The 13,748-nt window shown below is 51.6% G+C and carries 10 protein-coding genes; 8 read left to right on the forward strand and 2 right to left on the reverse strand.

Annotated features, from left to right (window positions below; all coding sequences use genetic code 11):
• Positions 1–44 precede the first annotated feature (44 nt).
• From JOD24_RS00405 to tkt, 5 genes are all read left to right on the forward strand, one after another.
• A complete protein-coding gene (locus JOD24_RS00405; RefSeq protein WP_429246096.1) occupies positions 45–2,141 on the forward strand; it encodes a transglycosylase domain-containing protein in 2,097 nt (698 codons plus the stop codon).
• 110 nt (positions 2,142–2,251) lie between these two features.
• Positions 2,252–2,596, forward strand: coding sequence for a hypothetical protein (locus tag JOD24_RS00410; protein WP_380162071.1), 345 nt, complete (start codon positions 2,252–2,254; stop codon positions 2,594–2,596).
• A 132-nt stretch (positions 2,597–2,728) separates the two neighbouring features.
• On the forward strand, positions 2,729–4,897 hold the full coding sequence (locus JOD24_RS00415; protein WP_429246187.1) for a RelA/SpoT family protein: 2,169 nt from the start codon (positions 2,729–2,731) through the stop codon (positions 4,895–4,897).
• Positions 4,898–4,918: 21 nt separating this feature from the next.
• Complete coding sequence (gene dtd, locus JOD24_RS00420; RefSeq protein ID WP_380162073.1) at positions 4,919–5,368, forward strand: D-aminoacyl-tRNA deacylase; 450 nt, start codon at positions 4,919–4,921, stop codon at positions 5,366–5,368.
• Between the two features lie 257 nt (positions 5,369–5,625).
• Complete coding sequence (tkt, locus tag JOD24_RS00425) at positions 5,626–7,638, forward strand: transketolase (RefSeq protein ID WP_429246097.1); 2,013 nt, start codon at positions 5,626–5,628, stop codon at positions 7,636–7,638.
• A gap of 40 nt (positions 7,639–7,678) precedes the next feature.
• Here tkt and JOD24_RS00430 read toward each other — a convergent pair whose 3' ends face one another.
• Positions 7,679–9,031 carry a YjiH family protein gene (locus JOD24_RS00430; protein WP_429246098.1) on the reverse strand — a complete coding sequence of 451 codons (1,353 nt, stop codon included), beginning with the start codon at positions 9,029–9,031 and terminating at the stop codon, positions 7,679–7,681.
• Between the two features lie 410 nt (positions 9,032–9,441).
• Positions 9,442–9,882 carry a class I SAM-dependent methyltransferase gene (locus JOD24_RS00435; RefSeq protein WP_429246099.1) on the reverse strand — a complete coding sequence of 147 codons (441 nt, stop codon included), beginning with the start codon at positions 9,880–9,882 and terminating at the stop codon, positions 9,442–9,444.
• 481 nt (positions 9,883–10,363) lie between these two features.
• Here JOD24_RS00435 and JOD24_RS00440 point away from each other — a divergent pair, with 481 nt between their 5' ends.
• The 3 genes from JOD24_RS00440 (at position 10,364) to JOD24_RS00450 (ending at position 13,235) form a co-directional block, all read left to right on the forward strand.
• The gene (locus JOD24_RS00440) at positions 10,364–10,525 is read left to right on the forward strand and encodes a hypothetical protein (protein ID WP_380162081.1); all 162 of its coding nucleotides are present in this window, start codon (positions 10,364–10,366) and stop codon (positions 10,523–10,525) included.
• Positions 10,526–10,698: 173 nt separating this feature from the next.
• Entirely contained in the window at positions 10,699–12,207 is a 1,509-nt protein-coding gene (locus JOD24_RS00445; protein WP_380162083.1) for a coproporphyrinogen III oxidase, read from the forward strand.
• Between the two features lie 143 nt (positions 12,208–12,350).
• Positions 12,351–13,235 (forward strand): hypothetical protein, encoded by an 885-nt coding sequence (locus JOD24_RS00450; RefSeq protein WP_429246100.1) that lies wholly within the window; start codon positions 12,351–12,353, stop codon positions 13,233–13,235.
• Positions 13,236–13,748 lie beyond the last annotated feature (513 nt).

Below are 13,748 nucleotides of genomic sequence, written 5' to 3' on the forward strand. Positions count from 1 at the left end.
ACGACAGCGGCCCGGGAGGGCCTTTTTTGAAGGAGTCGTCTGAGATGAAGACACAAACGAAAAATTCCTTGAAAGATGTGGTTGCCGGCTGGTGGCGAATAGCATGGGTCCGAAAAACGGTCTGGACCCTGACTGCACTGATTTTAATCTCTATCATCACTTTTAATGTGTTGGTTGGAACTCAGGATGTCAGCGCGATGGATCGAGCAGCCCCCCAACCGACGGTGATCATCGATCAAAACGGAAAAGTGGCCAGCAGGATCTCCGCATCCAAAACCGAGGCAGTGGGGAGAAAAGAGATTCCCACCCATATGATTCAAGCGGTGGTGGCCATCGAGGATCATCGTTTTTACAACCATTCCGGTGTGGACTACTGGGGTTCCATCCGGGCTGCTGTCTCCAACTTGCGGGCGGGCCACACGGTACAGGGGGGGAGCACCCTGACACAACAATTGGCTAAAAATGTGTTCCTCACCCATGAGCGTACTTACAAACGAAAAATCAAAGAGGTGCTCTTGGCCAAAAAGATGGAACGCAATTATACCAAAGATGAGATCATGGAAGTGTATCTCAACACCATCTACTTCGGAGAGGGTGCCTGGGGATTGAAAAAGGCGGCCCGAACCTATTTCGGCAAAGAACCCAAGGATCTGACCGTCGGCGAGTCAGCCCTGTTGGCTGGGATGATCCAAGCCCCTTCCGCTTTGTCGCCTTTCAAAAACTTCAACAAAGCGATGACCCGTCGGGATATCGTCCTCTCCAAGATGGAGGCGGAAGGGTTTATCGATAAAAAGACGGCACAAAAAGCGAAAGAGACAGACATTGTCCTGGAAGGACAAGATGCCGACGACTACAAAGGACGATATCCTTCCTATGTGGATGCCATCATCCAAGAAGCGATCGAACGCTACGATCTGACAGAGAAAGAGGTGCTCTCCGGCGGCCTGCGAATCTATACAGAGTTGGATCCCCGTATGCAACAGGCTGCAGAGGATGTGTATGCTCGGGATGATCTGTTTCCCCAGGGAAAGGGAGATACTCTGGTACAAAGCGGCAGTGTCTTGGTGGATCCTCAAACAGGAGGGCTCCGAGCTTTGGTAGGCGGTCGTGGAGACCATGTTTTTCGGGGGTTCAATCGGGCAACCCAGCTGAAGAGACAGCCCGGTTCGTCGATGAAGCCGATCTCGGTTTATGCTCCCGCTCTCATTCAAGGATATGGTCTGGATGCACGACTGGTGGACGAACCGATCTCCTTCGGGAAGTACGCACCCAAAAATCAAAGTGGACAGTATTTGGGGGAGGTCACCATGTATGAAGCGGTGATCGATTCTCTCAATGTGCCAGCGGTCTGGTTGTTGGATCAAATCGGAGTAGATAAGGGAATTCGCTACTCCAAAACTTCAGGGATTCCCTTGACCGATGAAGATCGGCAGTTGGGGCTTGCATTGGGAGGTTTGCAGGAAGGAGCCTCTCCCCTCCAGATGGCTCAGGCTTATTCCGCCTTTGCCAACAATGGAATTGTAGTGGATGCCCATGCCATTCGGCGGGTGGAGACGGCGGACGGAGAGGTATTGGGAAAATGGTATAAGAAATCGGTTCGTGTCTCCCAACCCACTGTTTCGCAACACATTACTTATATGCTGCGAGGCGTGGTGCAAGAAGGAACCGGTCGCAAGGCACAAATTCCCGGTCGACCCACTGCCGGGAAGACGGGGACTACCCAACTGCCTGACGGGCGGGACGGAGCGAAGGATAACTGGTTTGTCGGCTATACCCCAGAGCTGGTGGGAGCCGTCTGGGTCGGTTATGACAAAACCGATAGCGAACACTTCCTGACCACCTCCAGCGGAAGTACGGCTGCTCCGATCTTTCGGGAACTGATGAGCGGTGCTCTGCAGGGGCGCCCCGTAAAACAGTTCGATCTATCCGAGGTCAAGTGGAAGACTCCACCCAAAATAGATCGGACACCTCCGGAAGAGGAGAGTAAAGAGAAGGAAGAAGAGAAGAAGAAAGACGACGAGAAAGGGAACCTGGGGGATGATCTGAAAAAGGGATGGGAACGGGAAAGAGAAAAGATAGAGAATCGATGGAAAAAGAAAAAAGAAGAATGGGAAGAGAAATGGAAGGAATGGAGAAACTGAATTCCTGTCAGCAAAGGGGGACAACTTGGCCCATCTTCCCAAGTCCCCCTTTTGATTAGGAATGGTTTTTGCTATTCTGGAAAAGACATTGAGAAAAGGGGGGAATCCTCTTGTTCGGCGATTTTTTCACCGAATTAGTTGCCGCATTTGCCACGTTGGTTGTATTTGGTTTTGTGATTTGGATGGTGCTTATTGTAATTATGTTTTTTAAAGAGCTGTTCACCCCTGGCGATATTCAAGTGAGGGATTATCTTTATCGGGTCTGGAAGAGGTTTCTGTTCTCTTTCGAGGTTACGGCCTACGGTGGAATCGTAGTGGTGCCGTATTTGATGAATAAAGCGGAAGAGGATGATGTGACTCGATATATGATGATGTTGATTTTGGCCATCCTGTTTTCAGCACTTTTTCTTTATATCCGTTTTAAGATAGGCTTTCGGCGTCGTCGCCGCGGTTGATTGGATCCAGCGGCTCCGGCTTCGGAAGGGAAGGAGGAACCCGGCTTCGCCGGGCCTTTTTATATCTTCTTTTCCCTTTACTTCACAGGGGGGATTGGAGATAATATAAGGAAAAATTATTTTAAATACATGATTTTAGGTGAGTGGAATATGCCAATTGAGGAACTGTTGGATCAAGCGGGTCGCTATTTAAATAAAGAAGACTTGGAGCAGGTGGAAAAGGCCTATCTCTTTGCCGAGGAGGCCCACAGGGGTCAGACCCGAAAATCCGGTGAGGAATATATTCATCACCCGGTGGCGGTCGCTGGGATCTTAGCCGAACTTCAGATGGATGCCACCACCCTGATCTCCGCGATTCTCCACGATGTGGTAGAGGATACCGGGGTCACCCTGGAGGTTTTGGAGGCTGAATTTGGCGAGACAGTCGCCCAAATCGTGGACGGTCTGACCAAATTGAAACAGCGGATGAAATATAAATCCTCGGCTGAGCACCAGGCGGAAAACCATCGCAAAATGTTTGTAGCCATGGCTCAGGATATCCGGGTGATCTTGATCAAACTGGCGGATCGTCTCCATAACATGCGAACCTTAAAATATCTGCCTGAGGCAAAACGGCGCCGGATCTCCAAGGAGACACTGGAGATATTCGCTCCCTTGGCCCATCGTCTGGGGATTTCGACCATTAAATGGGAGTTGGAGGACAGCTCCCTGCGGAATCTCAATCCGCAGCAGTATTACCGAATTGTTCATCTGATGAAGCAGAAACGGGCGGAACGGGAGAAATATCTAGATGAAGTGATTGCCACCATTCGGGATCGCCTTGCGGGGATGAATCTGTCTGCGGATCTCTCCGGGCGGCCGAAACACATCTACAGCATCTACCGCAAGATGATAAAGGATCACAAACAGTTTAATGAAATTTACGATCTGTTGGCTGTGCGAGTGATCGTAGACTCGATCCGGGACTGCTATGCCGTCCTAGGGATCATCCACACCATCTGGAAACCGATGCCGGGTCGATTCAAAGATTATATCGCCATGCCCAAAGCCAACATGTACCAATCTCTTCACACCACAGTGATCGGCCCTAAAGGAGAGCCGATCGAGGTGCAGATCCGTACCCGGGAAATGCACCGGATCGCCGAATACGGGATCGCTGCTCACTGGGCATACAAAGAAGGAGCCCAGCTCGAAGGTTCTTTCAATGAAAAGTTGAAATTGTTCAGGGAAATATTGGAGATGCAACAGGAGACCCATGATGCCCGAGAGTTTGTCGAAAATTTGAAGGTGGATTGGTTTTCCGATTCCGTGTTTGTCTTCACGCCCAAGGGAGATGTGTTGGAGTTGCCCTCAGGTTCCGTTCCGCTGGACTTTGCTTACCGCATCCATACGGAGGTAGGGAACCGCTGTATCGGGGCGAAGGTGAACAACAAAATTGTTCCCTTGGATCATCGCTTGAGGACAGGGGATATTGTGGAGATTCTCACCTCCAAACACAGTTACGGTCCGAGCCGGGACTGGTTGAAATTGGTCAAGTCCTCCCAAGCTCGCAGCAAAATCCGCAACTGGTTTAAGAAAGAGCGGAGAGAAGAGAGTGTAGCCAAGGGACAGGAAATGATTGAGAGTGCGCTGAAAAAGCAAGATTACGATCCTTCCTCGGTCATGGGAGGGGATCGGGTTCAGAAAGTGGCTCACAACTTCAATTTTTCTGATGAAACGGATATGTATGCCGCCGTCGGATACGGAGGATTGTCCACGCAACAGGTGGTGAACCGCTTGACGGAAGGGATGCGTCTGGAAGAGGAGCCACCCTTGGTTCTCCCCGATGTGAAAGCGATGCCCACTCGGCGGAAACAACTGGATCACGGGGTCCGGGTCAAAGGAGTGGATAACCTGCTGGTGCGTCTGTCCCGCTGTTGTCATCCGGTTCCCGGAGATGAGATCAAGGGTTTTGTCACCCAGGGTAGGGGCGTGTCCGTACATCGAGCGGATTGTCCCAATCTGGAGGGGGTAGAAGAGAACCGAATGATCCCGGTGGAGTGGGAAGGGGGACCGGATCAGTCCTACCAGGTGGATCTCGAGGTGTCGGGTCTGGACCGAAATGGCTTGTTGAACGAAATTTTGCAAGCAGTGGCTGAAACCAAGGTCGCCTTGTCCGCGGTCAGCGGCAAGGCGGATCGACGGGGCTTGGCCAAGGTCAGTATCTCCATCTCCATTCGCAATATCAATCATCTGCAGTCCGTGGTGGATAAAATCAAAAGAGTGCCTGATATCTACAGTGTACGGCGCATCATGCAATAAATCAGTCTGGGAGGGAAAAATGTGCGTGTGGTGGTGCAACGTGCCAAAGATGCTAGTGTTTCCGTAGAAGGGGAGAAAACTGGAGCGATCGATCACGGCCTCGTCTGCCTGGTGGGATTTACAGAGGGGGACGGAGAGGAAGAGATCCGTTACCTGGCAGAAAAGCTGGTCCACCTGCGGATTTTTGAAGATGAGAAGGGGAAGATGAACCGCTCCTTACTGGATGTAGGGGGAGCCATTCTCTCGGTTTCCCAATTTACTCTTTACGGAGACTGTCGCAAAGGAAGGCGCCCCAATTTCTTGGCGGCAGCGCGGCCAGAGGTGGCTGAGGGCCTCTATCAGCGATTTAATCAGCAGTTAGAGTCCCACGGAGTTCAGGTGGAAACGGGGATTTTCGGTGCCATGATGCAGGTGAAACTGACCAATGATGGCCCCGTGACCTTGATTTTGGAGCGGACACCCAATGACTGAATCCCTACGGGCACTCGAAGCGTTGTGAAAAAGTTGTCATCCCCACAGGAACAGGATGCCTGACGTGCCCAGGGTCTTCGCCCCCCGACTTGAGCCGCCAGAACAACGGAACGAAATGTGAATCCCATACCGCCCCCTGCAATCGCAGGGTATCACATGCTTCAAGTGTTCTGCTGAATTCGTGAAGGGTTTTTTTGTTTGGCTGTGCTATAATACGCTTGAATGAGAAAGCAGAGGACAAGGAGGACTCCAAGTTTATGCCCAATACCAGCCAGTCCATTGAAAATTTGGCTGTCAACACGATTCGGATGCTGTCCATCGATGGGGTGGAACAGGCCAAATCAGGCCATCCAGGGATGCCCATGGGTGCTGCACCCATGGCCTACACACTCTGGTCTCGCTACATGAAACACAACCCGGATCACCCGGATTGGTTTGACAGAGATCGATTCATCCTGTCTGCAGGCCATGGCTCCATGCTTTTATACAGTCTGTTGCATCTCTTCGGCTATGATCTATCCCTGGAAGAACTGAAAAATTTCCGGCAGTGGGGAAGCCAAACCCCGGGCCATCCAGAGTTTGGTCACACCCCTGGTGTGGAAGCGACCACGGGCCCCCTGGGGCAGGGAATCTCCAATGCTGTTGGCATGGCGATGGCGGAAGCCCATTTGGCTACCGTTTTCAATCGCGACGGCTATCCGGTGATCGACCATTATACTTATACCCTTTGTGGTGATGGAGATCTGATGGAAGGGGTTTCGGCGGAAGCGGCTTCCCTGGCGGGGCATCTCCACTTGGGCAAACTGATCGTCCTGTATGATTCCAACGATATTTCCTTGGATGGGGAGACGAACCGTTCTTTCACAGAGAATGTGCAACAGCGTTTTGAGGCCTATGGCTGGCAGGTGCTCCGGGTGGAAGGGGAAAACGATCTGGATGGGATCGCCTCTGCCATTGAAGAAGCCCAGCGCGAGACCGCTCAACCTACCCTGATCGAGGTGAAAACCACGATCGGTTACGGTAGCCCCAATCTGGCTGGTACTTCCGAGGTGCACGGGAAAGCCATCGGATCCGAGGAAGCAGCCCAAGTACGCAAAGCTTATGGCTGGCCATGGGACGAGTCCTTTTATGTGCCTGAAGAAGTGAGAAGCCACTTCCGGACATTGAAAGAAAAAGGGATTCAAGCTGAAGCGGAGTGGCAAAAACTTTTCGAAAGCTATAAGCAGGCCCATCCAGCTCTGGCTGAGCAGTTGGAAATGGCGATTCGCGGCGAACTTCCTGCCGGTTGGGAGGATCAGCTACCGGTCTATGAGGCAGGGAGCAAGAAAATTGCCACCCGTGCCGCCTCAGGCGATGTCTTGAACGCTTTGGCCCCAACTCTTCCCCAGTTGGTAGGTGGTTCTGCCGACCTTGCTTCCTCCAACCAGACGATGCTGAAAGAGGAAAAAGACTTTCAGGCGGGGAATTATGCCGGTCGCAATTTCTGGTTTGGTGTGCGGGAACACGCAATGGGTGCTGCACTGAACGGGATGGCCTATCATGGCGGACTGCGTCCTTATGGCGGAACCTTCCTGGTCTTCTCTGACTATATGCGGGGGGCGATCCGCCTGTCGGCTCTGTCGAGACTGCCGGTGTTGTACGTGCTCACCCATGACAGCATCTCTGTCGGGGAGGACGGCCCCACTCATGAACCAGTGGAACAGATTCCTTCCCTGCGCTTGATTCCCCATCTGAAAGTGTTCCGTCCCGGCGATGCCAATGAAACCGTGGCGGCCTACCGCTATTCCCTGATGAAAAAGGATGGTCCAGTGGCCTTGGCACTCAGTCGGCAAGGGTTGCCGGTGCTGGAGGGAACAGCGGATCGGGGACAAGAGGGGACTCTGCAGGGAGGATATGTCCTCGTCGATACAGAGAAAGATCCTGATGTGATCCTGATCGCCACCGGCTCGGAGGTTCATCTTGCCGTGGAAGCACAAAAGGAGCTGGGCAAGGAAGGGATCCAAGCACGGGTGGTCAGCATGCCCTGTCGCGAACTCTTTGATGAGCAACCGGAAGCCTACCGTGATGAGGTGTTGCCCTCCAGGGTGAAAGCCCGGGTGGCAATCGAAGCGGCACATCCCTCCGGTTGGGAAAAGTATACCGGTGACCGGGGTGCAGTGATCGGCATCGACACTTTTGGAGCTTCCGCCCCAGGACCCGTGGTGATGGAGCAGTATGGATTCACCGTGGAAAATGTCATTCAACATGCGAAAAAAGTGTTACAGGCTTGAACGAAAAAACACCCGCTTCCTCAGGGAGCGGGTGTTTTGTTTAAAAGATGAGATTTGCCATCAAGACGATCACCGGGAGAGTGATCAAGGTACGCAGGAGAAAGATGATCACCAAGTCCTTGAAGTCGACGGGGATTTTGGAACCGAGGAGGAGCCCACCCACTTCCGACATGTAGATCAGTTGGGTCACGGAGACACAAGCGATGATAAACCGAGTCATTTCATTTTCAATCCCACTGCCGACGACAGAGGGGAGGAACATGTCAGCAAACCCGATCACCATGGTTTGAGCTGCGGCTCCGGCCTCTGGAACCTGGAGCAGGGTTAACAGAGGCACAAAGGGTTTACCCAGCCAAACGAAGAGCGGAGTATACTCGGCGATGATCAGAGCGATCGTTCCCAGGGACATGACGACGGGAATCACCCCAATCCACATGTCGAGGACATTTTGGGCACCTCCCTTGAAAATATTGCGGAACCGTTGCTTTTGGGCCCGAGTGGCGGCCTGTTGCAAACCCCAGCGAAGAGCGGAGTAACCGGCAGGGATGGATTCATCCAAACGATTGGCAGATCCATCGCTGTAGGTATCCGGTTTGCGGGACAAGGGAGGGATGCGAGGCATCACAATGGCTGCCACCAGACCCGCGAGACAAATGGTCAGATAGTAAGGAATGAATAGGTCTGCCAGATTCATCTGGGCCAACACCACGATGGAGAAGGTGATCGAGACCACTGAAAAGGTGGTGCCAATCACCGCCGCCTCCCGCCGGGTGTAAAATCCATCTTCGTACTGTTTACTGGTCAGCAAGACTCCGACAGTGCCGTCTCCTAACCAGGAGGCAAAACAATCGATGGAAGAGCGGCCCGGCAGTTTGAACAGGGGACGCATCAAGGGGGTGAGCAGAGCGCCGAACAGCTCCAACAGACCGAAATCCATCAATAACGGTAGAAAGAAGCCGGCGAACAGGAATACAGAAAACAGCACCGGTAGCAAGTCGTACAGGAGCGTCCCCCCTGTCTCCTCGGACCAGATCCCTTCAGGTCCGATCTGGAACAGGGTGATGAAGGCAAAGATGAAACTCAAAATCCGGGCGATCAGCCACATGGGTTTCACATCCAGGAGACCCTTCAGGAAGGCGTGATTGATCATCCAGGCAGGTTGAACCCATTTGGCGATCAGAGAGCCGATGAGGGCGATGAGAAGGATCCCCGTCACGATGTGAGGCAGGATCTCAGATAAGCCATTTTGTACTATTTCTGCTAACCATGCCACCGGGATCGTGATTCCCGCCTCAGAAGGAATCGGGATCATAAACAGGAAGATTCCGATCAGAGAGGGAATGAGGAACTTCAGATAGTCTGATGATGACGGAGAAAATTTACGGGAGTTCATTCTTAATTCCACCTTATCTGTTGATTCATCGAAGCACGGATGCAAATGAATATTTAAAACAAATACCTCATAAAAATACCACATCTTTTGCGATGTGGGAACTGTCAATCTGTGGAGTGCACCCATAAAGTCGATCAGGGATGTGGATTCACTCAACCACAGGTACTACTTATCTGATGGGCTGAAGGGATCAAGGCTTGCCATTTGATCCCGCTTGTCTCGATCCCAGCGATGGATGGAGGAGACTCACTCTGTTCTTGAGATCCTATTTTCTGCATTTGAAAAACATGCGGCCCCAGGAGTCGAAACCGACTTCTTCGGAAGTCTTGGCGTGGATGTCCCGAAAACCGGCGGAAGAAAGCATCCGGAAAACTTCCTCTTTATAGTAAGCTTTTTGGGTCAGAGTGAAATCACTCCGTTTCCATCCCTGATCCTCTGGGGTGAATAGAGTGAAATCGTTCGTTATAGGCTAACCTCCGCTCGGAGTCATAATGGGCATCCATCACACAGACCAAGTCTTTCTCTGTGATGTGAAAGGAGCCTTTCCACCGTTTCAAATAACCTTCATGCATATTCAAATCAAAGTAGAAGATCCCTCTAGGCACCAAAGCCTGCCGAACCTGGTGGAAAACTTGCTCCAACTCTGATGAATCCAGGATATGATTCAGACTATCAAAGGTAGAGAGGATGGCGTGTTGGGGTTGTTCCACTGTGAAGGAACGGGCGTCAACCCATAGGAAGCGCGCCCTGGGGGCTCGCTGACGGGCATGGACGAGCATCGCCTTTGAATGGTCGATCCCCGTCACTCCGCTTCCGTGAGTTTTTCTGCCAATCCGCCAGTGCCGCAACACAGATCCAGGATCCGATCTCCCGGTTCCAACTCGGACAACACTTCCGATTTCAGCACCGCCTGGATTCGATCAGGTGGCTCCAATGTCGGGCATAGACATCGGCAAAGGGATCATAATCCGCAGATTGTTCTCCATTCACTGGATCTCACCTCACCCAGGGGTTTTATTCACATGAGACAATTTCACCATTGCATATTTTCGAAATGCGAGTTACCACAGAAGGGTTTAGAACTATCCAACGCTTTTGAAGGGACTTCAGCTGTTGATATCGGGATTGAGGATTAATTAGAAAAATGGGTGTCGGAGGGATGATTCGTGTGCTGCCCAAAGCGAGAGGTTAACTTTCTGGGAACCTTTTTGGATGATCGGTGAGTTTTTTGCTTTTTTTCACTAAAAGCACGTAATAAATGATTCTGGATACATCTTTTGGTCTCCTTCCGTGGACACACTATAGAAGAACGGATCACGGGAGGGAAAACAGATGCGCAGAACGGAAAAGGAACAGCGAGTAAGAATCCAGTCGGCAGAGCACGGTTTTACTGACTGGTGGGATCGGCGAGATGGGGAAATCCCTTTCGGTAGAAGGGGAGGGGAAGATTTTCTCAGAAGAAAAGATATGCAAAAGAAAGCTGTGGACCCGTAATGAATTCCTACATAGCTGCCCGCCGGAAGGCTTAGGCGGAAGCGTAGTGAAAACCCTAACCCAGGTTCCTCATGGCTATTGAAATCTACAGGGGAGTCGGTTAGACTGGGGGAGAAAAAATCAACGGTGGATCCAAGGGAGGTACGTGCGGCACCGGCCTGCACGGTTTTTTTATGAAAAAGCTCCATGTCTCGGGGGTTTCCCCGAACTTTTATCGTGATATTGAATTGATCGTCGGTTTGTTCTTTCCCAAGGCCAAAGTGGTGGAGGTACGGGAAGAAGCGGATACACTCTTCCACTTTGAGATTCAGCGGGCAGGACAGATTCGGGTGGATGTGACGCTGACCGACTCCAACCGGGATCAGGTTTGGCATGGCACTCATGAATGGCCTGCACCCCCTTCGGCTTCAGAGAAAGAAGAGCGCAAAGGGATCAAGCAAGTGGTCAACCGTGCTCTGTTGCAAGTGATGGAGGAGGCGACGGGAATCCGGCAACCCTGGGGAGTTTTGACCGGGGTCCGCCCGACCAAATTGCTCCATCGTATGCGGTTGGACGGACTCACCCCGGATGCGGCCGCTGCTGTCCTGGAACGGGATTACCGACTGATGCCTGTTAAAATTGAACTTTTGCAAGAAATCGTAGACAGGCAGACCCGAGTATTACCTGATCTCTATGAGTTGGATCGGGAGGTAAGTCTGTATATCGGAATTCCTTTTTGCCCTACCAAATGTGCATACTGCACCTTTCCCGCCTATGCGATCCGGGGGCGCAACGGTTCCGTGGAGGAGTTTTTGGCCGGCCTCCATGAGGAAATGGAGGCGATCGGTGCCTGGTTGGAAAGGCGGGGGCTCCCGGTGACCTCCATCTATTTCGGCGGGGGAACGCCTACTTCGATCACTGCTCGCCAGATGGAGGATCTGTTTGTGAAGATGAAAACAAGTCTCCCGGGTTATGAGGGGGTCCGAGAGCTGACGGTGGAGGCCGGGCGTCCCGACACGCTGGATGCGGAAAAGTTGGATCTTCTTCGGCGGTGGAAAGTAGATCGCATCAGCATTAACCCTCAAAGTTTTGAGGAAAACACTTTGAAATTGATCGGTCGCCACCACACAGTTCAAGAAACCTTGGAGAAATATGAACTGGCCCGGTCCATGGGCTTGCATAATATTAATATGGATCTGATCATCGGGTTACCGGGAGAAGGGCTGGACACTTTCCGTCGCTCCCTCCAAGTGATGGAGGAACTGAAGCCGGAGTCGCTCACGGTCCATACTCTTTCCTTTAAACGTGGCTCCCATATGACTCGCGATCCGGAAAAGTACAAGACCGCCGACCGGGATGAAATCACGAAGATGGTCAACGACGCCCGGGACTGGACCCGTAGGATGGGGTATGTCCCCTACTATCTGTACCGTCAAAAAAATATCCTGGGGAATCAGGAGAATGTGGGTTACTCCTTTCCCGGCGAAGAGAATTTGTACAATATCATCATTATGGAGGAACGGCAGACCATTATCGGGCTGGGTTGTGGCGCAGTCAGCAAAATTATTCCTCCGGGAACAGGTCGGATCCATCGTGTACCCAACCCGAAAGAGCCTCAGGCTTATATTAACACCTACCGGGAACACATCCGGAAAAAATTAGAGGTCTTGGATCGTGCCTACGGTGTAGAGTCGGTCATGTGAGAAAAATGGAATGGAGATATGAAGCAGGCAACCGAATCATCGGTTGCTTTTTTATATGAAATCTCTATTCTTTCTCCTTTGTTTTATTGTACAATGGAGTTGTTTTATACTTTCAATTATTTGATCAGGGAGGAAAAATTTCGTTGGCTTCTTTTTTTACACTGGCGCGGAAACATGGGTTGAAATTGGCTTTGACCACTTTTCTTGGTATTGCGGCTTCTAATGCCGTTGTTTACGGGGGGGTGTTGATCCTGTTCTTGATCCTCCTGATGTCGATCGGCGGAGTGGCTTCTTTTGAGAACTCCCTCACGCCCGAGGCGCTGTTCGGATTCGGGGTGATCGGGGTCATTCTGCTTATCCTTGCGTACCTGGTGATCATCGCCGCTTCCTATCTGGTGCAATCCTTTACAATGGGTGGAATCTTCGGCATGGGGAAGGAGGTCCTGCTGGAAAACAGATCGGAGATCGGAACTTTCTTCAGCCAGGGTTTCCGATACATGTGGCGTCTCACGGGCCAATACCTGCTGTTCTGCCTGTGTTGGGCACCGTTGTATTTTCTTATGATTATTCCATTCGCGATCGCCAGTGAGCTGATCGGGGAATGGGTGGTGTTGTTCCTGTTACCTTTTTTAGCGGCATTCTTCTTTTTGGTGATCGCGCTGTTTTTACACGCACCTGCCATCCTGGTCCGAGACGATCTGCGGGTTCTGGAATCGATGAAGTGGACTTTTCGCCTCTTTTTTTCCTCTTCCTTTGGTTCTGTCTGTCTTTCCACCTTGTTAGCCGGTGTGGCCGGTCTGGTGGTCAACGTGGCTTTTCTGCTAGTCGCCGGTTTGATCGTCGGCTTCTGCATCCTGTTGCAGTTTTTAGTCCATGAGGGATTTGTTGTGTTGACGATGGTGGCAGGGATTCCCTTGGGTCTGGCCTACGTGGTGATCGTATTTCCTCTCTCCCTGGCTGTTGCATGCTTGCTCATTCAATATCGTTATGAGCGGATTCGTCCCAAGGATCTGCCCCAGGTAGCTTGAAACGGTGCTCCCGGGAATGAAGATGGAAACTGATGATGCGACTCCAACACTGAATGGAGTCGCTTTTTTTCTTGAAACTCCAATATGAGCCCTTATTCACCTGTTTATTTCTTTCCAAAGAGCCTAGGAGTTTTTTATCTTTGTGTTTTTATTCAGCGGTTACACCTAGTGCCCCTTCAGGCAACTTTGATCTTGTTTTTCAGCAAGGCGGGGGCGGGATGGTGGGAGGCTCCGATCTCTTGCAAAGAGCGCATAGCTAGACCCGGGAGCAGAAAGCGACCCTGGCGAGACTTGTGCCCTATGGGTGCAAAGGCTCTTCACCCTCCCGCCATCCCGACCTTAGTTCCTACCTAACATAGGGCTAATCACACGCCTGGAGTGGCAAGTATGTTGTTCACGCCTTTGCCCACAATTTCCCGTCTTTCACGATGACCGCGCCGAAGGGTCTGCCCTTCTTGGTTCGTGTGTTTTCGTAAGCCAAATAATAGCGATCTGCATCCCATCGGTACAGTT

The sequence above is a fragment of the Kroppenstedtia sanguinis genome, assembly GCF_050433445.1.
In the GTDB taxonomy this organism is placed as follows: domain Bacteria; phylum Bacillota; class Bacilli; order Thermoactinomycetales; family DSM-45169; genus Kroppenstedtia; species Kroppenstedtia sanguinis.